The sequence below is a fragment of the Variovorax sp. V118 genome, from assembly GCF_041154445.1.
GTDB lineage: Bacteria > Pseudomonadota > Gammaproteobacteria > Burkholderiales > Burkholderiaceae_C > Variovorax > Variovorax boronicumulans.
In genome coordinates this window covers 1,713,895-1,737,467 of sequence record NZ_AP028663.1, presented here as the reverse complement: position 1 = coordinate 1,737,467, position 23,573 = coordinate 1,713,895, and the positions used below count along the sequence as shown (strand labels likewise).

The following is a 23,573-nucleotide window of genomic DNA, read 5'->3' as shown; positions in this document are numbered from 1 at the left end:
TTGACGCTCTCTCGAAGCTGTGCGCACAGCACCAGAAGCTTCAGGGCGGCAGCAACAACGGTCCGCAGTTGGTATCGGTGACGAACACCGCCATCAGCTTCGCGGGCTTCACCGGGTCGGGGTTCTCCGCGAACATGTGCAGCGTGTTCGGCGGCTCGAAGAAGGTCTCGCCGCTCTTGAAAGTGCCCACGGGGCCGCCGCCCAGTTGCGAGCGGATGGTGCCCTCGACAATGATCGCGGTCACCGAGCCCGGGTGACGGTGCGCGGGCGAATAGGCCAGCGGCGGAAAGTCGACCAGCACCGTCGTCACCGATTTGCCGGGCACGTGCGGCAGCGCCTCGCACGACAGCACCTTGACCTGCGTCGCGGGCCGCGCTGTCGCCTCCGAGCCCGCAGGCACGGGGGCGGACGCGAACATCGGCCGCGCCACCGAGCTGCACACATCGGCGAACCACTGCACGGCCTCCTGCTGGCCGGTGCGCGGCATCAGCGCCCAGCCGGCGGCGAGCACCAGCGACAGCCCTGCGAGGCCCGCGCCGATCGACGGCGTGCGATGCCAGCGTGCGGCCTTCATGACGCGACCTCCTGTGACAGCCGGAATGCCGCATGCCACCCCAGTTCGCGCCTTGCCTTCTCGCTGCTGACCTCGGCGCTGTCTTCCGCGATGTTGAAGATGCCGCCACGCGCATGCCGCATCGCAAGCAGCGCCGCCCAGGCCGCGGCCTCGACATGCACCGGGCTCGCGCCCTTCGGTGCCGCGTTCGAGGTGCCCGGCCCATGCAGCTGCCCATAGCGCAGCACCGTGCCCGTGAGGCCGACGGCACCCAGCACGCTGCGCTCCAGCGCCGCCACGCCGTCGATGCTGATGCGGCGTCCGCCTTCGGCCCCGAGGTCGAGCAGATCATCCTCGGTGTGCGGCGTCGGTCCGGGCGCGTAGGCCCAGGCGATGCTCTGCGCAATCAACTGCTTCGCGCCGGCCGCCAGCGCCGCCGTCACGAGGTGCCGCGTGCCCTCGATGCGCACGCGCGCATTGCGCACCACCGCCTCGGCCATCAGCGCCGGGTCCAGGTCCCGGGGCAGATCGGTGAGCTGATGGATGACGACCGTGGGCGCGATGCGCACCAGCGCGTCGCGCAAGGCCTGCGCGTTGAACACGTCGACGACGACCGACGTGGCGCCGCGTGCCTCCAGCGCCGCCGCACGCTCGGCGCGGCGGGTGCCGCCGTACACCGTGTGGCCGGCCTCGATCAGCTGCGGGATCAGCGCCGAGCCCACGGCCCCGGTCGCGCCCGCCACGAATACCTTCTCGCCCATTGCGTGTCCCTCTTTCCTGCTGGCTGTTCGAAGGCTCGAGCTTAGGATCGCGATGCACCATACGAAAGAACCAAGAATCGTCAAAATCACTGGGCCATGATCGAACCGCCAGACAACGTCCTCCCCGGCATCGACCGCTCGACTGCGACCCCGTTGCATCGCCAGGTCTATGAGCGCTTTCGCACGGCGATCGAACACGGCGTGCTGTGCCCCGGCGACCGCGTGGCCTCGGCGCGCAGCCTGGCCAGCGAGCTGGGCGTGGCGCGCGGCACGGTGGAAGCCGCCTACAGCCAGCTCGCGGGCGAAGGCTATTTCTGCGCGCAAGGACAGGCGGGCACGGTGGTATCACCGTCGCTGCCGGTGCAGCGGCCAGTGCGCGCCGGTTCGCGCCCCGTTGCGGACGCGCCGGCCCTGGCCGGCCCCATCGCCCCGCCACCCCTGCAACTCGGTATCCCGGCGCTCGACGCCTTTCCCCGCAAGCTCTGGGCGCGCCTGATGGCCCGCCGTGCGCGCGTCATGGGCGCGGCCGACCTGTTCTACGGCGACCCCGCAGGCCATGCGCCGCTGCGCGAGGCCATCGCGGCCTACCTGCGGGTGTCGCGCGGCGTGGACTGCCAGCCGGCGCAGGTCTTCGTCACCGGTGGCTACCGCACGTCGCTGGCGCTGGTGGCGCGCACGCTGCTCGCCCGGGACGACCGCGTGTGGATCGAAGACCCGGGGTATGCGCCCACGCGCGACGTGCTGCACAGCGCCGGCCACCGCGTGGTGCCGGTGCCGGTGGACGGCGAAGGCCTGGTGGTCGCGCGCGGCGTGCGCCGCTCGCCGAAGGCGCGCATGGCGGTCGTCACGCCCTCGCACCAGGCACCGCTGGGGGTGTCGATGTCGCTGGCGCGCCGGCTGCAGCTGCTCGACTGGGCCTCGCGTGCGAAGGCCTGGATCGTCGAGGACGACTACGACGGCGAGTACCGCTATGCCGGCGCGCCGCTGCCCGCGCTCAAGAGCCTCGACGGCCACGACCGCGTGCTGTACGCAGGCAGCTTCTCGAAGGTGCTCTACCCGGGCCTCGCGCTGGGCTACCTGGTGGTGCCCGAATCGCTGCGCGCACGCTTCGAGGACGCGTCGCGCATCGCGTCCAACGGCTGCCCGCAGATCACGCAGGCCACGGTGGCCGACTTCATGCGCGACGGCCATTTCTCGCGCCACCTGAAGAAGATGCGCCTGCTCTACGCGCGCCGCCGCGCCCTGCTGGTCGAGGCCTTGCAGAAGGCCTTCGGTGACGGCGTGCGCATCGACCTGCAGGCCGGCGGCATGCACCTGATCGCGCGCTTCGAAGGGCACCGCGACAGCGACGTGGTGCTGGCCCGCCGTGCGCAGGCGGCCGGCCTGAACTGCCAGCCACTGTCGGCCCGGGGCACCACGGCCGTTGAAAACCAGGGGCTGCTGATGGGCTTCACCAACGTCGCCTCGCCCACGCACGCGCGACAGCTCGCGACCCGGCTGCGCGCGGCGCTGGGCTGAAGCTCAGGCGCGCAGATCGACTTCAGGCCGCATCGACGACGCGCCGTTCCAGCGCACCTCGAAGCCCGCGCCGCGAAACTGGCCGACCACCAGTTCGCCGACGCGCTGCATGTCCGCATCGCCGCCCTCGGGCGCGCCCCAGAACGCGAGCGAGAGCTGGCTGGTGCGCTTGGCGCGGTTCTGGTCCTGCCGCGTGTAGAAGCAGAAGCCGTGCACGCCGGCCTTCTTGCCGCCGCGTTCGCGGAACGCTTCGGAGCAATCGGAGAAGCCATCGGACTGCGTGTCGCCCGCGTCCTGCAGCGCGACCAGGCCCGCCTGCGTCAGCGCGGCGAACACCTCGGCAATGCGTGCCTCGGCGGCGCGCCACTGCGCGGCACTCATCTTCACCGGGTCGGGCTCGGGCGGCGGCGGCTCGGGCAGCGCGTGGCCGGTGATGCGCGACAGCAACTCGGCAACCTCTTCCTCCATCGCGTTCTCCGTGATGTGGTTGCCGTGGCTGTCGCGCACGTCGGGGTTCGCGCCCGCGTCGATGAGCAGTTGCACCGGCTCTGTGGTCGGCGAGAACTCGGCCGTGAGGTACAGCGCGGTGCGGCCGTCGGTGCCGGTGTATTCGAGCGGGCTGCCGGCCTCGAGCAGCAGTTGCAGCACGGCGAGGATCGGGTCGAGCTCGGATTCGTTCGTGCCCATCGCGGCGCACTGCAGCGCAGTGAAGCCCTGCTTGTTCACGGCGGCCATGTCGGCCCCAGCCTCGATGCAGGCGCGCACCGTGTCGGCATCGGCTTCGCGCGCCGCGTCGAAGATCTTCTTCGGATTCATGGCATCTCCCTGTGGATCGGCCCATTCTGCCGCAGCCTTCTTGCATTGCCTGGCACTTCACAGACCGCGCGAACCTCGCTACATTCGACGCCTCGATCAACAAACCGGACTGGAGGTGCGCGATGGAAGACACTGCTATTCACTCTCCCTCCCCCGTACGGTTTGCCGGGTCGCACCCGAACCACTGCTGACGCGCTCCTCGCGCACCCGGTGCCGCTGAAGGCACCACCAGCCAGCCCGTTCGACCCTCGCGGTGTCCTGCCGCGACACGCCGTCCGATTCAGACAACGCCACGCCGGCACATGAGTGCCGCGCGCGGTCCGTTCCCTTTTCGAATCAAGGCTCACCATGCTTGAAACCCGTGCCGCCGATGCGCGGCAGTTCACGACTTCTTCTTTCGATCCGCAGCGGGCGTCCGCTGAAGAATGGGCGCAGGCCCTGGCCTACTGGCGCCAGCGCCACGACGAAGACTTTCCGGGCGAACCGCAGCCCGACGACGCCCACACCCAGCAGGACGTGCGCCAGCACACGCCGCTGCATGTGGTGCACCGCGCCTTCGCGCGGGACGCACAGGGGCGCATCGTCGGCAGCCTCAACATGGGCGTGCGCCGCGAAGGCTCGCCCGACTATGCGACCTTCGCGCCTTTCATCGACGTGTGGGGCGGCGTGCTGCGATCGCACCAACGACAGGGCGTGGCCAGCACCTTGCTGCACCGGCTGTTGGCGCTGATGGAGAAGACGCGCGACCCCACCACCGCGACCTTCAAGACCCACTTGCCGGAAGGCCGGGCGTTCCTCGCGGCCATCGGTGCGACCGAAAAGCACCGCAGCATCGAGAACCGCATGGCCTTCGACAGCCTCGACTGGGCGGCGCTCGCGCGCTGGCGCGCCGACGCCCTCGCGCCCACGCACGGACTGCGCCTGGAGATCCACGCAGGCCGCGTGCCCTTCGATCGGCTGGCCACGCTGATGGCGCCGCTGTCCGCGCTGCTCGAAGACGCGCCCACCAGCGCGCTGGAACGCGCGCCCCTGCGCTTCGAGCTGGAAGGCTTCCACGCCTGGTACGCCGAAATCGACCGGCGCGGCGGCGAGCACTTTCTCGTGCTGCTGCGCGATGCCAATGACGAGGTGGCCGCCGTGTGCGACGCCAGCTGGAACCAGCTGTACCCCGACCGCATGTTCCAGCGCCTCACCGGCGTGGCCCGCGCCTGGCGCGGCAAGGGACTGGCCAAGGGCGTGAAGGCGATCATGCTGCAGCTCGTGCGCGAACGGCATCCCGAGGTGGCGATCGCCGTCACGCAGAACGCCGAGGTCAACGCGCCCATGCTCGCCATCAACCGCCAGCTGGGCTTTGCCCCGCACAGGCATGATGGCGCCTACCAGATCGGCACGGAAAGCCTGAGGGCCTTCCTCTCGACCCGCCCCCTGGCTGTGCCGGAGGCGCACGCATGAAGACACCCCCCAGACTGCAATCCCTCGTCGACGAAGGGCTGATCGACAGCGTCGTGCGCCAGCTCATGAGCGGCAAGGAGGCCATGGTGTACGTCGTGCGCTGCGGCGAGGAAACGCGCTGCGCCAAGATCTACAAGGAAGCCGACAAGCGCAGCTTTCGCCAGGCCGTCGACTACACCGAGAACCGCCGCGTGAAGAACACCCGCGAGGCGCGCGCCATGGCCAAGGGCACGCGCTTCGGCCGCCAAGTGACCGAGGCCATCTGGCAAAGCGCCGAGGTCGATGCGCTCTACCGCCTGGCCGCGGCCGGCGTGCGCGTGCCCACGCCGCACAACTTCCTCGAAGGCGTGCTGCTGATGGACCTGGTGACCGACGCGAACGGCGACGCCGCCCCACGCCTGAACGACGTGGCCTTCTCGCCCGACGACGCGCTGCGCCACCATGCGAGCCTGCTCAAGGAAGTGATGCGCATGCTCTGCGCAGGCATCGTGCACGGCGACCTGTCGGAGTTCAACGTGCTGCTGGCCGAAGACGGCCCGGTCATCATCGACCTGCCGCAGGCGGTGGATGCCGCCGGCAACAACCACGCCAAGCGCATGCTGCTGCGCGACGTGGAGAACCTGCGCAACTTCTTCGGGCAGTACGCGCCCGCGCTGCTGAAGACGCACTACGGCGACGAGATCTGGCAGCTCTACGAGCGCGGCCTGCTGCGGCCCGAGACCGAGCTCACGGGCACCTTCGTGCGCGAGACCGGCCCGGTCGATCTCAGCAACGTGCTGCGCGAAGTGGACGACGCACGGGCGGAAGAAGCGGCGCGCCAGCTGCGGATGCAAGCGCCGCGACAATAGCGGGCTGACTCCGCCCGCCCCGATGACCTTCAACGCCCTGCCCCAGCGCCCACCCTTTTCAACCGCCTTCCGCCACATCGCCCGGGCCGCGGCCTTCGTGGCACTGGGAATCGGCCCGGCCGCACACGCCGGCGCCATCCGGCTGGAAGACGACCGCGGCCGCGTGCTCGAGCTGCAGGCGCCGGCCAAACGCATCGTGTCGCTGATGCCCTCGCTCACCGAGACGGTCTGCGCGCTCGACGCCTGCGACCGGCTCGTGGGCATCGACCGCCACGCCAACTGGCCGGCGGCGGTGAAGGGCCTGCCGCAGGTGGGCGGCATGGACGACGCGAACATCGAGCGCATCGTCGCGCTCAAGCCCGACCTCGTGCTGCTGCGCCCGCGCAGCCGCGCTGCCGAGGCGCTGGAGCGCCTGGGCATCAAGGTGCTGGCGCTCGACGCCAAGACCCATGCCGACATGCGCCGCGTGATGGAAACCGTGGCCCGCGCCACCGGCAAGCCGGGCGCGGGCGAGGCTTTCTGGCGCAGCCTCGATGCCCGGCTGAACGCGGCGCGCGCCCGCGTGCCGCTGAACTGGCAGGGGCGGCGCGTGTACTTCGAGGTGCACGGCGGCGTCGCGGCGGCAAGCGAAAGCTCCTTCATCGGCGAAACCCTGGCGCGCCTGGGCCTGGCCAACGCGGTGCCCGGCTCGCTCGGCCCCTTCCCTAGGATGAACCCCGAGTTCGTGGTGCGCGCCAACCCCGACGTGCTGATGGTCTCGGCCCTCGGCGAAATCTCGGCCATGGCGGGGCGCCCCGGCTGGTCGGCCATGTCGGCCATCCAGCGCGGGCGCGTCTGCAGCTTTGCCTCGGCGCGCTTCGACCTGATGATGCGGCCCGGCCCCCGGCTCGACGAGGCGGCCGATGCCATCGTGAATTGCCTTGCGTCGCTGGATGCGCCGCGCAACTGATCTTCGGCACGCCATGAACTTCGACATCGTTCCCGCCGCGAACTTCGGCACCGACGAACTCACCGCCCTGTGGAACCGCTCGTACGAAGACTACTTCGTGCCGATCGCGTTCGACCGCGCGATGTTCGAGCGGCACGTGCGGCGCGCCCAGGCCGACCTTGGCCTCTCGCGCGTGAGCGTCGCCGACGGCGAGGCCTGCGGCCTCTCGCTCGTCGGCCGGCGCGGGCCGCGCGCCTACCTCGCGGGCTTCGGCATCGCGAGCGCGCAGCGCCGCCGCGGGCTGGCCAAGCAACTCATCGACGCGCAGCTGCGCGACCTGTCGGCGGCCGGCATCGCGCAGGTGCAGCTCGAAGTGATCGAGCAGAACCCGGCGCGGCAGCTGTACCGGCAGGCGGGCTTCGTCGAAACCCGCGCGCTCGAGGTGCTCGAAGGCAGCTTCGAGCCTCGTGCCGATGCAGCTTCGACAGCGCCCGATACCGATGCGCTCGCCGCCCTGCATGCAGCCTGCACCGCCGTCTCGCGCCCCACCTGGCGCCGCGAGTGGCCGACCGTGCAAGGTGCGCTGGTGCACGACGGCGCCGTGGCCCTCGGCACGGCAACGAGCGGCTACGCCATCCTCCTGCCAGCGACCCTGCCGCTGAACACCTTGCTCGACGCCGCCGCACCCGACGAGGCCTCGGCCCATGCGCTGCTCGATGCGCTCGCGCAGGCACGCCCGGGCGCACGCTGGCGGCTGGTCGACGAGCCCGAGGGCAGCCCGCTGCACCGCGCCCTGACCGCACGCGGCGCCACCCTTGTCATACGCCAGATCGAGATGACCGCCACACTCCAGCCCCAGCCCACCTTTTCTTCCGATTCCTCGCGCCCCGTCCGTTCATGAAGTCCCCCAAGCGAACCTCGTCCACCCCTTTCATCCGCGTGGGCCCCAGCGGCGTGCATGGCCTGGGCGCCTTCGCCACGCGCGACCTGCCGGCCGAAGCCTTCCTGGGCCTGTACGAAGGCCGCCGCTACACCAGGCAGGAAGTCGCCTCCAAGCTCTGGGACGACCAGCTCACCTACCTGTTCACGCTGACGACCGGTGAGACCATCGACGGCGCCAAGGGCGGCAACGCCACGCGCCACCTGAACCATTCGTGCGAGCCGAACTGCGAGGCGGTCGAGGAGTACGACGAGGCGGGCGAGATGGTGCTGCGCTTCCAGACGATGGAAGCGGTGGAGGCCGGCGACGAGCTCTTCATCGACTACTCGCTCACGGCTGACGACGGCTCGCCGCCATCGAAGTACCCCTGCCATTGCGGCTCGCCGAACTGCCGCGGGACGATGTTGGCGCCGGTGGAGGCCGTGGCGGAGAAAGACGGGCCGGCCACGGCGGCCGACGTGGCGCCGGCTGCGTCGGACCCGCGCAGGCAACTCAGCGACCTGCCCTGGTGAGGTAGCTGCGAGCCGCCAAGGCTCAGGGCGACTCGCTCTTCACGCTGCGCAGTTGCGCCTCCGCGCGTTCGAGCTCGGTGCGCAGCGTGCGGATCTCGCGTTCCAGTTTCTCGATGCGCGCTTCGCGGCTCATCGGCGCCAGCGCCTGGCAGCGCTGCTGCAGCGCGCTCAGGGTGTCGGCCAGCTCACGCCGGCGCAGCATCTGGCCGCGCGAACGGGCCAGGGCCATGTCCCGCTCCAGCACGGCTTCCTGCGCCTTGCACTCTTCGGCACTCAAGGGCTGCACGGACGCCTCGGTTTGGGCAAAGGCGGCAGGCATGGCCAGGGTCAACGCAAGGGCCAGGAGACGGGGTTTCGGACGCATGCCATACGGTACCCGAACTGCCTGGCGGAACAGGCCTTCAGCCCTTCAGGCTGCAGCTGTTCTGGCGATGCACTTGATCTCGATCAGCCAATCCGGGCTGCCCAGCCGCGCCACCTGCACCAGCGTCTGCGAGATCTGCGGCTCGCCGCCGAACATCTCGGCGCGCAAGGCGAACAGCGCGTCGGCCTGGCCGAGGAAGCCGTCGATGTCGGTCACGAACAGGGTTTCGTCCACCACGTCGGCCATCGAGGCGCCGAAGGACGCGAGCACGCCGCGCACGTTGGCGTAGGCCTGCCGCACCTGCGCCGCAATGTCGCCGGCGCCGAGGGTGCGGCCCTCGCCGTCCACGCTCACCTGGCCCGAGAGATAGATCGTGTCGCCGACCTGCACGCCGTCGGCAATGATGTGCTTGAACGCGCCTTCGCGCACCACGCGGCGGGGAGTGACGGACATGGGGTTTCCTGGGTTTCGTTGGGAGCGCCGCAGTATCGAAGGCGCCACCTGCAGCGGTGCGCCACGCGGCGGATGCCCCTTCTCGTCCCAAGTCGATCCACGAGCGCTGGGGCGCGCCCCGCGATCCTGTGATTCAGGCGCTGAGGTAGCGTGCGTCCCACTGCGCCGCCAGCTGCCGCGCCCGATGCAGCGGCGTGCGGGCGCGCTCGAAGTCCATCACGCAGGCGACGTCCGCCGCGGCGGGGCGCGCGGGGCTTTCGTTGCTGCGGCCGTCCGTCAGCAGCCAGAGCCAGCGTTGGCGAGTCTCGTGCTTCGCCAGCAACTGCTGCGCGCGCAGCACGCCGAGTGCCAGCGGTGTGCCCCCACCGGCCGCGATGGGTGCAACCCAGTCGTCGTTCCAGGCGCTGGCGCGGCGCGGTGGCAGGCGCAGCTCGACCACGTCGCCGGCAAAGCACAGCAGCGCCACATGGTCGCGCCGCTGGTAGGCCTCCTGCATCAGCGCGAGCAGCTGGCCCTTGGCGCGCGCGAGCTGGCCGTCGTGGCGCATCGAAGCCGAGCAGTCGAGCAGGAAGCAGTGCAACGCGCCGCTGCGCGCTTCCTGCGGGCGATGGCGCAGGTGCGCGGCCTGCAGGCGGTCCGCGCCGCGGGCGACGAGCGTGCGCGGCCAGTCGAACGCCGTGCCGGGCGCGGCGGCACCGTGCCAGGCGTCCCGTTGCGTGCCCTGCCTCCGGTCACCCTGGCGTGCGCCAGCGGGTGCGGCGTCCCGGAGGCTCAGGCTTTTTTTGGGGCGGCCTGGGACGCGGAGATCAGCGGGCGCAGCGGCTTCACGCGCTCGATGCCGACGGGCTCGGGCGGCATCGCGCCCCAGTCGCCGTCGCCGGCATCGCGTGCGGGCGCATCGCCCGGCTTGCGGTGAGGTGCGGGTGACGTCATTGGGGGCGTCACGACTGCTTCGACCGCTGGATGGCGCCGGTGCAGCAGCACCGCCTCGGCCACGCGCTGCACATGGTCGTCGATGATCGATGCCGCGCCCTCCCACGCCGCGAGCGCACGCGCCGAGCGCAGCATCACGAGGTCGGCGCGCAGGCCGTCCACGCCGGCCGCGATGCACAGCGCGCCGACGGCTTCGTGCACCGCGTCGCCGTAAGGCAAGGTCGCCGCGTCTGCCACGCGCGCGCGCGCACGCACCAGCGCCGCCGCGAGTTCGGCCTCCTCCTTCGCATGCGCCGCGCGAAAGCCTTGCGGGTCCGCGTCGAAGGCCAGCCGTGCACGCACGATGGCCTGGCGCTCGGCCGCGTCCTGCAGGTTGCGCAACCGCACACACAGGCCGAAGCGATCAAGCAGCTGCGGGCGCAGCGTGCCCTCTTCCGGGTTCATGGTGCCCACGAGCACGAAGCGCGCGGCATGCCGGTGCGAGATGCCGTCGCGCTCCACCACGTTGACGCCACTGGCCGCCGCGTCGAGCAGCGAGTCGATGAGCGCGTCGGGCAGCAGGTTGATCTCGTCGACGTACAGCACGCCGCCATGCGCGCGCGCCAGCAGGCCGGGCGCAAATTTCAGTTCGTGGCCGGCCAGCGCCTGCCCCAGGTCGAGCGTGCCCACGAGGCTTTCGAGGCTCGCGCCCAGCGGCAGCGTGACGAAGGGCGCGCCGGGCAGCAGCTCGGCGAGCGCGCGCGCGGCCGTGGTCTTGGCGGTGCCGCGCGGGCCTTCGATGAGCACGCCGCCCAGCGCGGGATCGACCGCGGCCAGCAGCAGCGCCTGGCGCAGTTGCGGCTGGCCGGCGATCGCGGCAAAGGGGAACGGCACCGGCATCGGGGCGGCTGTGGTCATTGGGGGCTTCCTTCCATCTGCTGCTCGTGGTCGAGCAGCAGGTTTTCCAATTGGTCCTTGTAGTCGCCGGGCGACTGCCAGAGGCCGCGCTGCATGGCTTCGAGCAGGCGGTTGAGCATGTCCTGCAGCGCGCGCGGATTGTGCGCGTTCACGAAGTCGCGGGTGGCCTCGTCGAGCACGTAGGCGTCGGCCACCATCGCGTACTGGTGGTCGCCCACCACGCGCGCGGTGGCATCGAAACCGAAGAGGTAGTCGACCGTGGCGGCCATCTCGAAGGCGCCCTTGTAGCCGTGGCGCTTCACGCCGTCGATCCACTTGGGGTTGACCACGCGCGAACGGATCACGCGGCTGATTTCTTCCTTCAGCGTGCGCACGTGCGGGGCCTGCGGGTTGCCGTGGTCGCCGTGGTACATCTCCGGCTGCTGCCCGCTGAGATGGCGCACAGCGGCGGCCATGCCGCCCTGGAACTGGTAGTAGTCGTTGGAGTCGAGCAGGTCGTGCTCGCGGCTGTCCTGGTTCTGCAGCACGACGTTCATGGCGCGCAGCCGCCGCACCAGCGCATCGCTGGCGGGCACGCCGTCGCTGCCCTGGCCGTAGGCATGGGCGCTGCCGCCGACGTAGGCCTTCGACAGGTCGTCGTCGGTCTGCCAGTCGCCATGGTCGAACAGCGGCTGCAGCCCCGAGCCGTAGCTGCCGGGCGCGGAACCGAACACGCGCCAGCCGGCCTGCGTGCGTGCCTCGCCGGGCGCCACGCCCTGCGCTTCGAGCGCGGCGGCCTCGCGCAGGATGCGGGCGCGGATCGGGTTGCGCTCGGCGTCTTCGTCTTCCTGCGCGGCCACGGCCTGCACGGCGGCGTCGAACATCTGCACGGCGTTGGGAAAGGCATCGCGGAAGAAGCCCGAGATGCGCAGCGTGACATCGATGCGTGGACGCCCAATGCCGACTGTGGGCAGCACTTCGAAATCGACCACGCGCTGGCTGCCGGGCGCCCACTTGGGCCGCACGCCGATGAGCGCGAAGGCCTGCGCCAGGTCGTCGCCGCCGGTGCGCATGGTGGCCGTGCCCCAGACCGACAGGCCCAGCGCCACCGGGTAGTCGCCGTGTTCCTGCAGGTGGCGTTCGACCAATTGCGCGGCGGACTTGAGACCGAGCATCCAGGCCGTGGGCGTGGGGATGGCACGCGTGTCGACCGCGTAGAAGTTGCGCCCGGTCGGCAGCACGTCGGGCCGGCCGCGCGAAGGCGAGCCGCTCGGACCCGGCGGCACGAAGCGGCCTTGCAGTGCGCGCGACAGCTGGCGCAATTCTTCCCCGCCACATGCATCGAGCGCGGGTGCGAGACGGTGCGCGATGCGGCCCATCACGGCGGCGGTGTGCGGCAAATCGGGCGGACAAGCGTCCGCTTCGAGCAGCTGCTGGGCCAGCAGCTCCAGCCGCTCGCGCGTGTCGCCCTGGTGGCGCCAGGCCTCGTCGCTCACGGCCGCCAGCAGCGCGGGCCGCGCGCCCTGCCAGGGCTTTGCCGCATCGATGTCGAGCGGGTCGAAGGCGTCGCCGGGCAGCAGGTCGGCCGCGAGCGCGCCGAGCAGCCCGGCGTTCTCGCCCGCCCCGTCGCCGGCCGGGTAGCGCGCGAGCGCGAGCAGCGTGTCGCGCCGCAACCGCGCGCGCGGCGAATCGCCGAACACATGCAGGCCGTCGCGGATCTGGGTTTCTTTCAGCTCGCACAGGTACGCATCGACGCGTGCCAGCACGGCATCGTCTTCCGCGCCCGGCAGGCCCAGTTCTTCGACCAGGTGCTGGGCGCGCACGGTCGCGAGGATCTGCGCGCGCAGCACCTTGGCGCGGCGCGCATCGACCAGCAGCGCGTCGTAGTACTCGTCGACCTGCCGCTCCAGGTCCTGCAGCGGGCCGTGGTTCTCGGCGCGCGTGAGCGGCGGCATCAGGTGGTCGACGATCACGGCCTGCGTGCGGCGCTTGGCCTGCGCGCCCTCGCCGGGGTCGTTGACGATGAAGGGGTACACGTTGGGCAGCGGCCCGAGGATCGCGTCGGGCCAGCAGGTGGCCGCGAGCGCTAGGCTCTTGCCCGGCAGCCATTCGAGGTTGCCGTGCTTGCCGACGTGGACGACCGCGTCGATGGCGAACACATCGCGCAGCCAGAAATAGAACGCGAGGTAGCTGTGTGGCGGCACCAGCTCGGCGTCGTGGTAGCTCGCGTAATCGGCCAGGCCGAGCGGGCCGAGGGCGCGCGCGGGCTGGATGCCGACGAACACGCGGCCCAGACGCAGCCCGGCGATCATGAAGCGGCCCTGGCGCAGCATCGGATCGTTTTCGGGCGGCCCCCATTGCGCGTCGATGGCAGCGGCCATGCCCTCGGGCAGCGCCGCGAGGCGCGCACGGTAGTCGGCGAGCGCGTAGCTCTGCCATGCGGGCCGTGCGGCCCACTGCGCGGGGTCGTTCGCGATGCCTTCCTGCAGCGTGCGCATCAGCGCGTCGCCGTCCGCGGGCAGCGTGTCGAGCGTGTAGCCCTCGGCCTGCATCGTGCGCAGGATGGCCATCACCGAGGCCGGCGTGTCCAGCCCCACGCCGCTGCCGATGCGGCCTTCGCTGCCGGGATAGTTCGCGAGGATGAGGGCGACGCGCTTCTCGTCGGCGCGCAGGCTGCGCAGCCGGCACCAGCGACGCGCCAGTTCGGCCACGAAGGCGATGCGATCGGGCTCGGGCCGGTAGCCGACCACCTCGGTCTGCGTGAGTTCGCAGCGGTGCGACAGGCCCTTGAAGCTCACGGCGCGCGTGACGATGCGTCCGTCCATCTCGGGCAGCGCGATCTGCATCGCGATGTCGCGTGGGCGCAGGCCCTGGCTGTCGGCAAGCCAATCTTCGCGGTTGCCGCCGCTCACGATCACCTGCAGCACGGGGGCGTCGCCCGCGAGTGCCAGAGGCTCACCGCTTTCATCCGAAGCACCCTGCCCCAGCGCGGCGAAGGCGGTGGTGTTGAGTACCAGCTGCACATCGTGCTCGGTGCACAGCGCGCGCAACGCGGACAGGCACAGCGGGTCTTTGAGCGAATCGAGCGCCACGGGCAGCGGGTTCAGTCCCTCGGCATGCAGCGCGGCGGCCAGCGAATCAAAGGCCTCGGTGTTGCCCGACAGCAGGTGCGAGCGGTAGAACACCAGCGCGACGACAGGCGCGTTCGCATGCCAGCCCGCGCGCAGGTCGTCGATGCCCGCGACCGTGTGCGTCGCGTCCATGCCGCCCGGCACATGCAGCGCCACCTGCGGCAGGCTGCGCGGCGGCAACGGCGCCTCGCCGTGGCCCAGTCCGTGGAAGGCCACCGCGCGCAGGAACTGCGCCGCGTTGCCCGCACCGCCCGAGCGCAGGTACTGCCACAGCTGCCGGCTCACGCCGCGCGCCGCGGTGCCGCGCGCGAGCAGGTCTTCGTCTTCCTGCAGGTCGCCCGAGAACATCGCGAGCTGCTGGCCCTGGCGCTTCGCAAGCTTCTCGAGTTGCTGCAGCCCATAGGCCCAGGCCGATTCGGCTCCCAGGTGATCGACCACCACCACGCGCGCATGCCTCAGCACCTCGTCGACGTACAGGTCGAGCGACGCGGGCTGGCGCAGGTGCATGAGGTTGGCCAGCCGCAGCGACGGGTAGCCGGGGTCGGTGGCCGCCAGCGCCGTGCGCGCGGCGGCGAGCAGCGCGAGCGTGGTGTCGGCCGAGCTGAGCACCACGATGTCGCCCGGCGTCTGGTCGAGCCGGGTGACGACGCTCGGGTCGTCCTCGACGAAGCGTCCGGGCTGGGTGCTCAGCAGGTGCATGCGGTCAGGCGGGAACGGCCGCCACGCCTTCCAGTGCCTTGCGCAGCGCGCCTTCATCGAGGTCTTCGCCGATGAACACGAGCCGCGTGCGCTGCGCCTCGCCGTCGCGCCAGCGGCGGTCGAAGTGGTGGTCGAAGCGGCGGCCCACGCCCTGCACCAGCAGGCGCATCGGCTTGTGCGGCACGGCGACGAAGCCCTTCACGCGGTAGATGGTGTGCTGCTCGACCAGCGCGGTCAGCACGGCGATGAGACCGTCGCGGTCCACGGGCGGCAGCTCGATCACGAGCGAATCGAACTCGTCGTGGTCGTGGTCCTCCTCGTGGTCGTGGTGGCTCTCGCGCAGGTGGATGGTGCTTTCGGCGGCGCGGCCCTGGCCCAGCAGCAGCGCGAGCGGCAGCTTGCCTTCGGTGGCGCCGACGATCTTCACCTCGGGCGGCAGTTCTTCGCGCACCAGCGCCTCGACCTGCGCGCGCGCGGCGGCGTCCATGAGGTCGGTCTTGTTGAGCACCACGAGGTCGGCGGCCGAGAGCTGGTCTTCGAACAGCTCGTGCAGCGGCGATTCGTGGTCCAGGTTGGGGTCGGCGCGGCGCTGCACGTCGACCTGCGCGGGGTTCGCGGCGAACTGGCCCGACGCGGCGGCGGGGCCGTCGACCACGGTGACCACCGAATCGACGGTGAAGATGTTCGCGATGTCGGGCCACTGGAAGGCCTGCACCAGCGGCTTGGGCAGCGCCAGGCCCGAGGTCTCGATGAGCACGGCGTCGATCTGGTCGCGCCGCTCGGCCAGCTGCAGCATCACGGGCAGGAACTCTTCCTGCACGGTGCAGCAGACGCAGCCGTTGGCCAGTTCGTACAGCGCACCTTCACGCTCGTTGCCTTCATCGTCGCAGCCGATGCCGCAGCCACGGAGGATGTCGCCGTCGATGCCGAGTTCGCCGAACTCGTTGACCACCACCGCGATGCGGCGGCCCTCGGCATTGCCGAGGATGTGACGCAGCAGCGTGGTCTTGCCGCTGCCGAGGAAGCCCGTGACGATGGTGACGGGGATCTTGGCGTTGCTTTGTGTCATGGAATGGGTGCTTTCAGGCGCGCAAGGCGCACGGGGAATCGGGCGCGCGGCGCGTGCGTGGCGCACGCGCCGGCGAACGGCACGCCCTCTTCAACGAGGGGCAGCCGGCGCGAATCAGACGGCGCTGTACAGGCGGCGCTCGACCAGGGCCGTGCCCTGCAGGCGGCGCCAGGCCTTGGCCGCGGCCAGCACGCCCAGGTCGACCAGCGGCTCGACCAGCACGACGGTCATGTAGGCCGCGCCGAAGCTGGCGATCTGGCCCAGGTTTTCCAGGCCCGTGCCGCGGCCGTAGAGCGCCCAGAAGCCGACCCACACCACGATGCCGCCCTGGTAGGCCACCGACAGCTTGAAGGCCTGCTGGTAGCTGATGTCCACGTAGGCCATGTTGGCGGGAATGATGCGGCGTGCCAGCGCGGCGGTGGCGAACAGCGGCACCAGCAAGGTCGTGACGTTCATGCCGTACTGCGGCAGGTCAGGCGGTGCGAAGAACAGGCTCTGGATGAGCAAGCCGCCCGCCAGGCCGATGGCCGCGGGCGCGAGCCCGAAGAGGAGCATCAGCGTGGTGCCCAGGATCAGGTGCACCTCGGACACGCCCACGGGATGGTGCGGGAACACCTCGAAGAAGCAGAACACAAGCATCACGGTGAAGACCGAGCGCAGCAGCAGGCCCACGGGGCCGTCCTTCAGCAAGGTGTCGAAGGCGACTTTGCCTGTGTAGGCCAGTGCAGCCGCCCCCGTGGCATAGCTGAGGAAGATCTTGGATCCGTCGACGAGTCCGGGTTCGATGTGCATCGCGCACCTCCTGAAATGCACCGAAGTGCGAAAGTTGATTGTTGGGGGATGGACTGGCTTGCGCAAGTCCCCGTCATGAAACCCGGGAGCCTTGCAGCCCCCGCTGAACAGGCGAAGGCTGTGGCTTGCGCCGCAGCCGTCGCCAGCCGATCACCACGCCGCTCGCCGAAGCAACGACGCCGATGACCGACAGGAACCACACCACCAGGTCCCAGGCGGGCCGGTACTGGATGAGCCAGGGAAAGTCGAGGCTGTGCGCGGCGTTGAAGAGCCAGCGGCGCAGCCGCGCGTTGCGGTCGTTGCTGCCGGCCACCTGGCCGCTCGCAGGATCGATGTAGAGCCAGCTGCGCGCGGCGTCGTCGAACTCGAGCCGCCACACGGGCAGCACGCGCGTGCGGTGGTGGCCATACCAGTGGAAGTCTTCCTGCGTCTGCAAGGTGGCCTGCGTGATGGTGGCGCCGGGGCGCAGACGGGCGGCGGCGCGCACGATGTCCTCGCGGGCGATGGCGGCCGGTGCGCCGGTGGCGGCATCGATCACGCGCACGCGGGCCTGCGCGTCGCGCAGTTGCAGCAGCGGCTTGCCGTCGAACCACATCAGCAGCGCCTCACGCGGTGCGCCAGCGCCCTCACCTGCCGGCACCACGGCCGGCGGCCAGGGGAACGGCGACGCGCCGGTGCCCGTGTAGCGCGCCATTGCGGCCGCATCGGCGGGCGCGCGCTGGAACCAGCCGTTGGGGTTCATCGAGAGCCAGCCGCTCACGATCCAGGTCAGCACGAAGAAGCCGCCGATGAGGCCGGCGATGTGGTGCCAGGCCATCCAGCCGGTGTACGGCGTGACCGCGCCGCTGCGAAAGCGCCGCCGCAGCCGAAGGCGCAGGATACCGATGACGATGCCCGTCACGGCCGAGACGATGCACGCCGCCGACAGCCACACGACCACGTCGTGCCACAGCGGCGGGTCGGCGCGCAGCGGCGTGAAGTAGATCCAGTGCGGCACGGCGCCCAGCCAGTTCCAGAAGCGCTCGGCGCGCGTGGTGTCGCGCACCACCTCGCCGGTGCGCGAGGACACGTACAGCTCGGTGCCCGCCGCGTCGGCGACTGCGATGCGATGCAGCGGGCGCAGCGGGTTCAGGCCCTGCGGCACGGTCCACTGGTCGCGCTCCAGCGTCTCGGCCCAGCGTGCGCCGGGCTGTGCGGAGAAGTCGCGGGCGATGGCCTCGGCCTGCGCCGCATCGACCGGGCCGAGCACATGGCCGTCGCGCGCGGACACGGCATGCCGCCCACCGCGCGCATCGACGATGCGCCACACGGGCTGCGCGTCGGCGCCGGCCTGCATCTCCAGCGCCATGCGCCGGGGCGGCTGCGTGCGCACCGCTTGCGGCAGCGCGTCGAGCGCGGCAGACGGCGCGACCACCGCCTGTTCGAAGCGCACCGGGGCGAGCCCCGCGAGCCGCTCTTCGTCCGTGAGGTTCGGGTACCCGACGTACATCATGACCACGCCCGAGACGAACCACATGACGAACAGCAGGCAGCCGCCGATGCCCAGCCATCGGTGCGTCCAGTACAGCGCCCGCCGCAGCGGGGGCCATGTACGTTGCCATGCGGTGCTCATGCGGCCATGCTCAGAAGGTCACGAACGCCGACAGCTCGAACGAACGCGGACGGCCCAGCAGCCACTGGTTGCCGCCGTTCGAGAACGAGACCGGGTACTTGCGGTCGGCCAGGTTGAAGGCGCGCAGCGCGAGCTTGAGCGACGGGTTCGCCTGCCAGCTCACGCCCGCGTCGGCCACGGTGTAGGAGCCGATGCGGCGCGTGTTGGCCGCATCGACCTGCCGCGCGCCGACGTGGCGCACGCCCAGCTCGGCCTCCCACTGCGGCAGGAAGCGCCAGTGCAGCCACAGGTTGGCCGCCACCTCGGGCACGCCGGCGGGCGTGTTGCCCGCGCGCGAGACCAGCGACTTGCCGACCGCCTCGTTGAAGTCGTCGTAGCGCGCGCGCAGCCGCGCGGCGTTGGCTTCGAGGCGCAGCGTGGAGGTCAGCGCGAGGTCGAGCGTGGCTTCGATGCCTTCGGACGACTGCTTGCCGATCTGCTGCACGACGGTCGGGTCGTTCGCGTCGCGCGACAGCAGCTTGGTCTTCTCGATGCGGTAGGCGGCCACGCTCCAGGCGCCGCGGCCCTCGGCCAGCTGGCGCTTGTAGCCCACCTCGACCTGCTTGCCGACGCTGAGGTCGAACGGCACCTGCGTGGCGGACGTGCTGATGAGCCCGGTGAGCGGATCGGCCGCGCGCGCCACCTGCGCATAGAACGACTGCGCGGCGTCGGGCGCATAGACCACGCCGAGGCGGCCGGTGGCGTACTCGAAGGTCTTGTCCAGGCGCGGGGCGCGGTTCTGCGGATCGGTGCGCACGATCTTCGCGTGGTCCCAGCGCAGGCTGCCGACCACCGACCAGTGTTCGTTGAAGGCCAGCTTGTCTTCGGCGAAGAAGGCGTAGGTGCTGGTCTTCGTCTTGTAGCGCGGCAGGTAGGGCGTGGGCGAGACGTAATAGCCGGGGTTGAAGACGAAGGCATCGACCACCGAGCGCCCGCCGTAGGGCGTGTCGCTCGAGTTCAGGAAGTCGATGCGGTTCACATCGAAGCCCACCAGCACCTGGTTCTTCAGGCCGAACAGCGCGTGCTTGAAGGTGGCGTCGGTGCGGTTGCCGATCTGCTCCTGGTCGTGGCCGATCTCCAGGTAGTCGCCGCGCGTCACGCGGTTCGTGGTGGCGCTGTAGGTGTAGGTTTCGCTGTCGCGCCAGTGGCGCTTGCTGTCCAGGCGATAGAGCTGGTTGCGCACGGTGACGGCGTCGTTGGGCGTCCACTGCGCATCGAGGCGGGTCCAGCGGTCGCGGTACTTGACCTCGGCGTCGTCGAGGTTGTAGTTCTGTTCGCGGTTCAGGCTGCTCAGGCGGCCGTTGACGAGCGGCACGCCGAAGTAGCGCTGCGGCGTCTGGCGGCCCTCGTCGTGCGAGAGCGTGAACTGCAGCCGCGGCGACACGTCGAGCCGCACGGCGCCGCCCACCGCCAGGCTCTCGGCCTCGCCGCGCCGCATGAAGCCGTCGGTTTTCCGGTGGCTGATGTCGAAGCGGTACGAGAGCATGTCGTTGATCGCCCCGCCGCTGCCGAAGGCGACCTGGCGCGTGGCGTCGGAGCCCACGCTCACAAGCGCCTCGTTGCGAATCGGGCCGCGGGTGGGCTTCTTGGGCACCACGTTGATCGCGCCGCCGATGGCGCCTTCGCCGAACATCACCGAGGCGGCGCCGCGCAGCACCTCGATGCGGTCGGTCGACCAGGTGTCGAACGGGAAGGTGACGGTGCCCGCGCCCACGTACAGGCGCGTGCCGTCGTACAGCTGCATCACCGAGCCGTGGCCGTTGAAGCCGCGCGCCGACAGCGCCGAGCCGCCGTTGCCCGGCGCGGGCGAGCCCGTGATGCCGGTGGCGCGGCTCGCGGCCTCGACCACCGACACGTCGCCGCGCGCGCGGATCGCGTCGCCAGTGAGCACCTCGATGCTGGCCGGCGTTTCGAGCGGCGTGAGGCCCAGGCGGCTGCCGGTCTGCGTGGGTTCGTCCAGGGCCAGCGGCGTGTGGCGGCTGGCTTCGACCTGCACGGGCGTGAGGCTGGGGCGACCGGCCGTGTCGCCCGACTGGGCAAAGGCGGGCCCGCAAGCGAGGCCGAGCCCCAGCGAAAGACCTGAAAGACCCGAAAGGCGCGCCCGTTGCAAGGGCGGGCCCGAGCGATCGCGCGGTGGCGATGCAATGCGATTCATCCGACTTCTCCTCCAGCCCGCGTCCCCGCAGGCTCCTGACCGATCGCGGACGCCGAGGGAGAAGAGACGAGGGGCGGTGCCGTTTCGCGCGAGGGAAAAGCGGCAGGCCCGGACACGCACTCCCGCAGCATCCGAAGGCGGTTGCGAAGGCCGGTATCCGGGCTCGCGGAGTGCGTCGGGTGCAATGCATGCACCTCGGCGCCGAAGCCCTCGCCTTCCCACGCCGAAGCGCAGTGGCTGCCCGGGCGAAGAATCGCCGGGGCCTGAGGGTGTCGATGTCCGCTGACCGTTGCGGGGGCAGCGCAGGAATGGAAGGGTCGTTCGAAAAAACGACGCCTCGCACCTGCTTCCCGTTTAACCCCGCCGCCAATCCTGTGACTGATCGTGCAGGGCACCTTCGAACCGTGGGGTGTTGGACGACACCGGTGTGAACCAATGTTTCCAACCGCCGGGATTATAGGGAGCGCCCTGCGGCGGCGCCCTTGCGGGCCCCGTCAGACGGGCTTGCCGTCGGGCCCGAACAGCCGCCGCAGCACCGCCACGCCGGCCACCAGTGCATTCGAATACGTGGCGTAGGGCTCGTGGGCGGCTTCGAGCGGCACGTACACATGGGTGGAGTCGCCGGGCGAGCCGTCGACGGCCTCCATCAGCACCCAGTAGAACTCCCCTTCTTCCAGTTCGTGGACGGTGAGTGCGATGTCTCTCGGCGAAGGCATGACGGTCAGAGAAATGAAACAGGGAATGAACCCGCCTTTGAACGGGCAAGGGGCCGGCGCGGTTGTCAGTACTAGGGCTTCTCCTACAGTGCATGGACGCCGCGCGGCCTAATGTTAGGGGTGGGGAGTTGCATCAGAACAAGGAGTCAGCATGAAACATTTCACGCTTGAACCCAACATGCGCGCCGCCTTCGGTGGCGCGTTCTACCCGACCGGTTACTCCCTGGTGATGTTTCCGAGCGTCGAAGATGCCAGCCGCATCGGCCACGGGCTGATCGCGAAAGGCATCGTGAGCGGCGACGAGGTCTACCTGATACCGGCCGAAACCGTCCTGGCGGAAATCGCGCCGACCGTGCATGCCTCGCACAGTCCCCTGCCCTCCGCCGGCACCGACGGCGACACGGTGCGCGCCTTCATCCAGCTGGCCCACGAAGGCCACACGGGCCTGCTGATCCGCACCAAGGACGGCGCCATCGCCGAGCGCGTGATGGAACTGGTGCGTACCGTGCCCTACTCGATCGCCGAGCGCTACCGTACGCTGGTGATCGAGGACCTTTGAATCGTCAAGCTGGCACCGCCATCGCGGCGGCGCGCTGCACCACATCGCGGGCCATGGCCTGGGCGAGTTCCTGTTCGCCCAGGAACACCTTCGCGTCGGTTTCGGCGGCCAGCAGGCGGGCTTCCTGCTCGTTGTGGCTGCGCACCACGGTCTGGATGGTGGGGTTCAGCGTGCGCGCGGTTTCGATCATCTGGCGCACGTTCATGGCGTCGGGCGTGGCCACCACGAGCACGCGGGCGCGCGCCACGTGCGCCTGGATCAGCACCGCCGGGTCGGCCGCGTCGCCCCACACGGCGGGAATGCCGGCCTCGCGCAGCTTCTCGACCAGCTCGCGGTTCTGCTCGGCCACCACGTAGGGGATGTCGTTCGTCTCGAGCTCGGCGGCGATGCGCCGGCCCACCCGGCCGTAGCCGACCAGCACCACCTGGCGCGACAGGTACTTGGCCTCGGTGGTCATGGGCAGTTCGGCCAGCGGGTCGCTGCGCGCGTCGAGTTCGCGTGCGAACTTCGAATGCGCGTGCAGCCATTTCTGCAGCGGCGCGATGAGGCTGAACCACAGCGGGTTGGTGGCGATGGAGATCAGCGCGCCCGCCAGCACCAGGCTCTGCCCTTCCACCGGCAGCAGGCCGAGCGACACGCCCAGCCCGGCCAGGATGAACGAGAACTCGCCGATCTGCGCCAGGCTCGCGCTCACGGTGAGCGCGGTGGCCAGCGGGTAGCGGAACACCAGCACCAGCGCGCAGGCCGCGAGCGACTTGCCCAGCACGATCACCAGCACCACGGCCAGCACCTGCAGCGGGCGCTCCACCAGCACCGAGGGGTCGAACAGCATGCCGACCGACACGAAGAACAGCACGGCAAAGGCATCGCGCAGCGGCAGCGACTCCTGCGCCGCGCGGTGGCTGAACTGCGACTCGCGCATCACCATGCCGGCGAAGAAGGCGCCCAGCGCGAACGACACGCCGAACAGCGCCGCCGAGGCAAAGGCGATGCTCACGGCCGCCGCCACCACGCACAGCGTGAACAGCTCGCGCGAACCGGTGCGCGTGACCTGCCACAGAATCCACGGGAACACGCGCCGCCCCACCACCAGCATCAGCACGACGAAGCCGCCGACCTGCAGCAGCGTGAGGCCCAGCGTCTGCCAGACGGGGTCGCCGCTGGTGTCGACCTTGGTGCTGCCCAGCGCGCCCGCCAGCGGCGGCAGCAGCACGAGCACCAGCACCATCGCGAGGTCTTCGACCACCAGCCAGCCCACCGCGATGCGGCCGGTGAAGGAATCGAGGATGCCCAGGCTCTCGAGCGCGCGCAGCAGCACCACCGTGCTCGCCACCGACAGCGCCAGCCCGAACACCAGCGCCGTGCCCCAGCTCCAGCCCCACCACATGGCCAGCCCGCCGCCGAGCAGCGTGGCGACCGCGATCTGCGCGATGGCGCCGGGCAGCGCGATCTTGCGCACCGCGAGCAGGTCGGCCAGCGAAAAATGCAGGCCCACGCCGAACATCAGCAGCATCACACCGATCTCGGCCAGCTGCGCGGCAATGCCCGCGTCGGCCACGAAGCCGGGCGTGAACGGGCCGATGATCACGCCCGCCAGGAGGTACCCCACCAGCGCCGGTAATCGCAGCCGCGCCGCGAGAAAGCCGAACACCAGCGCCAACCCCAGGCCGGCGGCAATCGTATTGATGAGGGAGACGCTGTGGGGCATCGGTCCATTTTGCAGGAACGGCCCCCAACCTTTGAAGCCCGCAGGCTTCTACGGGCCTGCGTCTACACCCCTACGGAAGCGACGCGAACTATCGTAGGCATAAAGCACTTCTATTCGCATCGACACCTTTCTCATCCAG

Annotated in this window: 21 protein-coding genes and 1 riboswitch; of the genes, 7 read left to right on the top strand and 14 right to left on the bottom strand. The window is 70.5% G+C overall.

The window, feature by feature from the left end:
- Positions 1 to 40: 40 nt before the first annotated feature.
- Together ACAM52_RS07780 and ACAM52_RS07775 are read right to left on the bottom strand one after the other, a co-directional pair.
- On the bottom strand, positions 41 to 574 hold the full coding sequence (locus ACAM52_RS07780; protein ID WP_369646638.1) for a cupin domain-containing protein: 534 nt from the start codon (positions 572 to 574) through the stop codon (positions 41 to 43).
- Positions 571 to 1,314, bottom strand: a complete 744-nt coding sequence (locus ACAM52_RS07775) for an NAD-dependent epimerase/dehydratase family protein (RefSeq protein WP_369646637.1) — start codon at positions 1,312 to 1,314, stop codon at positions 571 to 573. Before ACAM52_RS07775 ends, ACAM52_RS07780 begins: the two co-directional genes overlap by 4 nt.
- 96 nt (positions 1,315 to 1,410) lie before the next feature.
- Here ACAM52_RS07775 and ACAM52_RS07770 point away from each other — a divergent pair, with 96 nt between their 5' ends.
- Entirely contained in the window at positions 1,411 to 2,832 is a 1,422-nt protein-coding gene (locus tag ACAM52_RS07770) for a PLP-dependent aminotransferase family protein (RefSeq protein ID WP_369646636.1), read from the top strand.
- Between the two features lie 3 nt (positions 2,833 to 2,835).
- Here the strand turns inward: ACAM52_RS07770 and ACAM52_RS07765 are convergent, their stop codons facing one another.
- Entirely contained in the window at positions 2,836 to 3,648 is an 813-nt protein-coding gene (locus tag ACAM52_RS07765) for an ankyrin repeat domain-containing protein (RefSeq protein ID WP_369646635.1), read from the bottom strand.
- Positions 3,649 to 3,996: 348 nt separating this feature from the next.
- Here ACAM52_RS07765 and ACAM52_RS07760 point away from each other — a divergent pair, with 348 nt between their 5' ends.
- The 5 genes from ACAM52_RS07760 to ACAM52_RS07740 are packed head-to-tail and all read left to right on the top strand — an operon-like array spanning position 3,997 to position 8,328.
- Positions 3,997 to 5,100, top strand: a complete 1,104-nt coding sequence (locus ACAM52_RS07760) for an N-acetyltransferase (protein ID WP_369646634.1) — start codon at positions 3,997 to 3,999, stop codon at positions 5,098 to 5,100.
- Positions 5,097 to 5,948, top strand: coding sequence for a PA4780 family RIO1-like protein kinase (locus tag ACAM52_RS07755; RefSeq protein WP_369646633.1), 852 nt, complete (start codon positions 5,097 to 5,099; stop codon positions 5,946 to 5,948). The genes ACAM52_RS07760 and ACAM52_RS07755 overlap by 4 nt, the downstream gene beginning before the upstream one ends.
- A 22-nt stretch (positions 5,949 to 5,970) precedes the next feature.
- Positions 5,971 to 6,897: an ABC transporter substrate-binding protein gene (locus ACAM52_RS07750; RefSeq protein ID WP_369646632.1), complete on the top strand. Its 927-nt coding sequence runs from the start codon at positions 5,971 to 5,973 to the stop codon at positions 6,895 to 6,897.
- Positions 6,898 to 6,910: 13 nt separating this feature from the next.
- Positions 6,911 to 7,777: a GNAT family N-acetyltransferase gene (locus ACAM52_RS07745; protein ID WP_062481484.1), complete on the top strand. Its 867-nt coding sequence runs from the start codon at positions 6,911 to 6,913 to the stop codon at positions 7,775 to 7,777.
- Complete coding sequence (locus ACAM52_RS07740; protein WP_062481486.1) at positions 7,774 to 8,328, top strand: SET domain-containing protein; 555 nt, start codon at positions 7,774 to 7,776, stop codon at positions 8,326 to 8,328. The genes ACAM52_RS07745 and ACAM52_RS07740 overlap by 4 nt, the downstream gene beginning before the upstream one ends.
- Before the next feature lie 22 nt (positions 8,329 to 8,350).
- Here the strand turns inward: ACAM52_RS07740 and ACAM52_RS07735 are convergent, their stop codons facing one another.
- The 10 genes from ACAM52_RS07735 to ACAM52_RS07690 all read right to left on the bottom strand — a co-directional run bounded on the left by ACAM52_RS07735 (position 8,351) and on the right by ACAM52_RS07690 (position 21,167).
- On the bottom strand, positions 8,351 to 8,647 hold the full coding sequence (locus ACAM52_RS07735) for a DUF1090 family protein (protein WP_082818323.1): 297 nt from the start codon (positions 8,645 to 8,647) through the stop codon (positions 8,351 to 8,353).
- A gap of 90 nt (positions 8,648 to 8,737) precedes the next feature.
- Positions 8,738 to 9,145, bottom strand: a complete 408-nt coding sequence (locus ACAM52_RS07730) for a RidA family protein (RefSeq protein ID WP_062481490.1) — start codon at positions 9,143 to 9,145, stop codon at positions 8,738 to 8,740.
- Positions 9,146 to 9,278: 133 nt separating this feature from the next.
- Positions 9,279 to 9,692, bottom strand: a complete 414-nt coding sequence (locus tag ACAM52_RS07725; RefSeq protein WP_369646631.1) for a hypothetical protein — start codon at positions 9,690 to 9,692, stop codon at positions 9,279 to 9,281.
- 224 nt (positions 9,693 to 9,916) lie between these two features.
- Positions 9,917 to 10,975, bottom strand: coding sequence for an ATP-binding protein (locus ACAM52_RS07720; protein WP_369646630.1), 1,059 nt, complete (start codon positions 10,973 to 10,975; stop codon positions 9,917 to 9,919).
- On the bottom strand, positions 10,972 to 14,784 hold the full coding sequence (cobN, locus tag ACAM52_RS07715) for a cobaltochelatase subunit CobN (RefSeq protein WP_369646629.1): 3,813 nt from the start codon (positions 14,782 to 14,784) through the stop codon (positions 10,972 to 10,974). Before cobN ends, ACAM52_RS07720 begins: the two co-directional genes overlap by 4 nt.
- A 4-nt stretch (positions 14,785 to 14,788) precedes the next feature.
- Complete coding sequence (gene cobW, locus ACAM52_RS07710; protein WP_070061111.1) at positions 14,789 to 15,853, bottom strand: cobalamin biosynthesis protein CobW; 1,065 nt, start codon at positions 15,851 to 15,853, stop codon at positions 14,789 to 14,791.
- Between the two features lie 114 nt (positions 15,854 to 15,967).
- Positions 15,968 to 16,645, bottom strand: coding sequence for an energy-coupling factor ABC transporter permease (locus ACAM52_RS07705; RefSeq protein ID WP_369646628.1), 678 nt, complete (start codon positions 16,643 to 16,645; stop codon positions 15,968 to 15,970).
- Between the two features lie 73 nt (positions 16,646 to 16,718).
- A complete protein-coding gene (locus tag ACAM52_RS07700; protein ID WP_369646627.1) occupies positions 16,719 to 18,257 on the bottom strand; it encodes a PepSY domain-containing protein in 1,539 nt (512 codons plus the stop codon).
- 10 nt (positions 18,258 to 18,267) lie between these two features.
- Positions 18,268 to 20,451, bottom strand: a complete 2,184-nt coding sequence (locus ACAM52_RS07695; RefSeq protein ID WP_369646626.1) for a TonB-dependent receptor — start codon at positions 20,449 to 20,451, stop codon at positions 18,268 to 18,270.
- 130 nt (positions 20,452 to 20,581) lie between these two features.
- Positions 20,582 to 20,865: riboswitch (cobalamin riboswitch) on the bottom strand.
- A gap of 80 nt (positions 20,866 to 20,945) precedes the next feature.
- Complete coding sequence (locus tag ACAM52_RS07690) at positions 20,946 to 21,167, bottom strand: hypothetical protein (RefSeq protein ID WP_062480886.1); 222 nt, start codon at positions 21,165 to 21,167, stop codon at positions 20,946 to 20,948.
- 151 nt (positions 21,168 to 21,318) lie between these two features.
- Between ACAM52_RS07690 and ACAM52_RS07685 the strand changes: the two genes are divergently transcribed.
- On the top strand, positions 21,319 to 21,726 hold the full coding sequence (locus ACAM52_RS07685) for a hypothetical protein (RefSeq protein ID WP_070061115.1): 408 nt from the start codon (positions 21,319 to 21,321) through the stop codon (positions 21,724 to 21,726).
- A 4-nt stretch (positions 21,727 to 21,730) separates the two neighbouring features.
- On the opposite strand, the gene ybaL is transcribed toward ACAM52_RS07685, so the two are convergent.
- A complete protein-coding gene (gene ybaL, locus ACAM52_RS07680; protein ID WP_062480880.1) occupies positions 21,731 to 23,434 on the bottom strand; it encodes a YbaL family putative K(+) efflux transporter in 1,704 nt (567 codons plus the stop codon).
- Positions 23,435 to 23,573: the final 139 nt, after the last annotated feature.

Bases quoted from the DNA above. Each gene is read 5' to 3' on its own strand.
- ACAM52_RS07780 (WP_369646638.1), bottom strand. From the start codon at position 574: ATGAAGGCCGCACGCTGGCATCGCACGCCGTCGATCGGCGCGGGCCTC.
- ACAM52_RS07775 (WP_369646637.1), bottom strand. From the start codon at position 1,314: ATGGGCGAGAAGGTATTCGTGGCGGGCGCGACCGGGGCCGTGGGCTCG.
- ACAM52_RS07770 (WP_369646636.1), top strand. From the start codon at position 1,411: ATGATCGAACCGCCAGACAACGTCCTCCCCGGCATCGACCGCTCGACT.
- ACAM52_RS07765 (WP_369646635.1), bottom strand. From the start codon at position 3,648: ATGAATCCGAAGAAGATCTTCGACGCGGCGCGCGAAGCCGATGCCGAC.
- ACAM52_RS07760 (WP_369646634.1), top strand. From the start codon at position 3,997: ATGCTTGAAACCCGTGCCGCCGATGCGCGGCAGTTCACGACTTCTTCT.
- ACAM52_RS07755 (WP_369646633.1), top strand. From the start codon at position 5,097: ATGAAGACACCCCCCAGACTGCAATCCCTCGTCGACGAAGGGCTGATC.
- ACAM52_RS07750 (WP_369646632.1), top strand. From the start codon at position 5,971: ATGACCTTCAACGCCCTGCCCCAGCGCCCACCCTTTTCAACCGCCTTC.
- ACAM52_RS07745 (WP_062481484.1), top strand. From the start codon at position 6,911: ATGAACTTCGACATCGTTCCCGCCGCGAACTTCGGCACCGACGAACTC.
- ACAM52_RS07740 (WP_062481486.1), top strand. From the start codon at position 7,774: ATGAAGTCCCCCAAGCGAACCTCGTCCACCCCTTTCATCCGCGTGGGC.
- ACAM52_RS07735 (WP_082818323.1), bottom strand. From the start codon at position 8,647: ATGCCTGCCGCCTTTGCCCAAACCGAGGCGTCCGTGCAGCCCTTGAGT.
- ACAM52_RS07730 (WP_062481490.1), bottom strand. From the start codon at position 9,145: ATGTCCGTCACTCCCCGCCGCGTGGTGCGCGAAGGCGCGTTCAAGCAC.
- ACAM52_RS07725 (WP_369646631.1), bottom strand. From the start codon at position 9,692: ATGCGCCACGACGGCCAGCTCGCGCGCGCCAAGGGCCAGCTGCTCGCG.
- ACAM52_RS07720 (WP_369646630.1), bottom strand. From the start codon at position 10,975: ATGACCACAGCCGCCCCGATGCCGGTGCCGTTCCCCTTTGCCGCGATC.
- cobN (WP_369646629.1), bottom strand. From the start codon at position 14,784: ATGCACCTGCTGAGCACCCAGCCCGGACGCTTCGTCGAGGACGACCCG.
- cobW (WP_070061111.1), bottom strand. From the start codon at position 15,853: ATGACACAAAGCAACGCCAAGATCCCCGTCACCATCGTCACGGGCTTC.
- ACAM52_RS07705 (WP_369646628.1), bottom strand. From the start codon at position 16,645: ATGCACATCGAACCCGGACTCGTCGACGGATCCAAGATCTTCCTCAGC.
- ACAM52_RS07700 (WP_369646627.1), bottom strand. From the start codon at position 18,257: ATGAGCACCGCATGGCAACGTACATGGCCCCCGCTGCGGCGGGCGCTG.
- ACAM52_RS07695 (WP_369646626.1), bottom strand. From the start codon at position 20,451: ATGAATCGCATTGCATCGCCACCGCGCGATCGCTCGGGCCCGCCCTTG.
- ACAM52_RS07690 (WP_062480886.1), bottom strand. From the start codon at position 21,167: ATGCCTTCGCCGAGAGACATCGCACTCACCGTCCACGAACTGGAAGAA.
- ACAM52_RS07685 (WP_070061115.1), top strand. From the start codon at position 21,319: ATGAAACATTTCACGCTTGAACCCAACATGCGCGCCGCCTTCGGTGGC.
- ybaL (WP_062480880.1), bottom strand. From the start codon at position 23,434: ATGCCCCACAGCGTCTCCCTCATCAATACGATTGCCGCCGGCCTGGGG.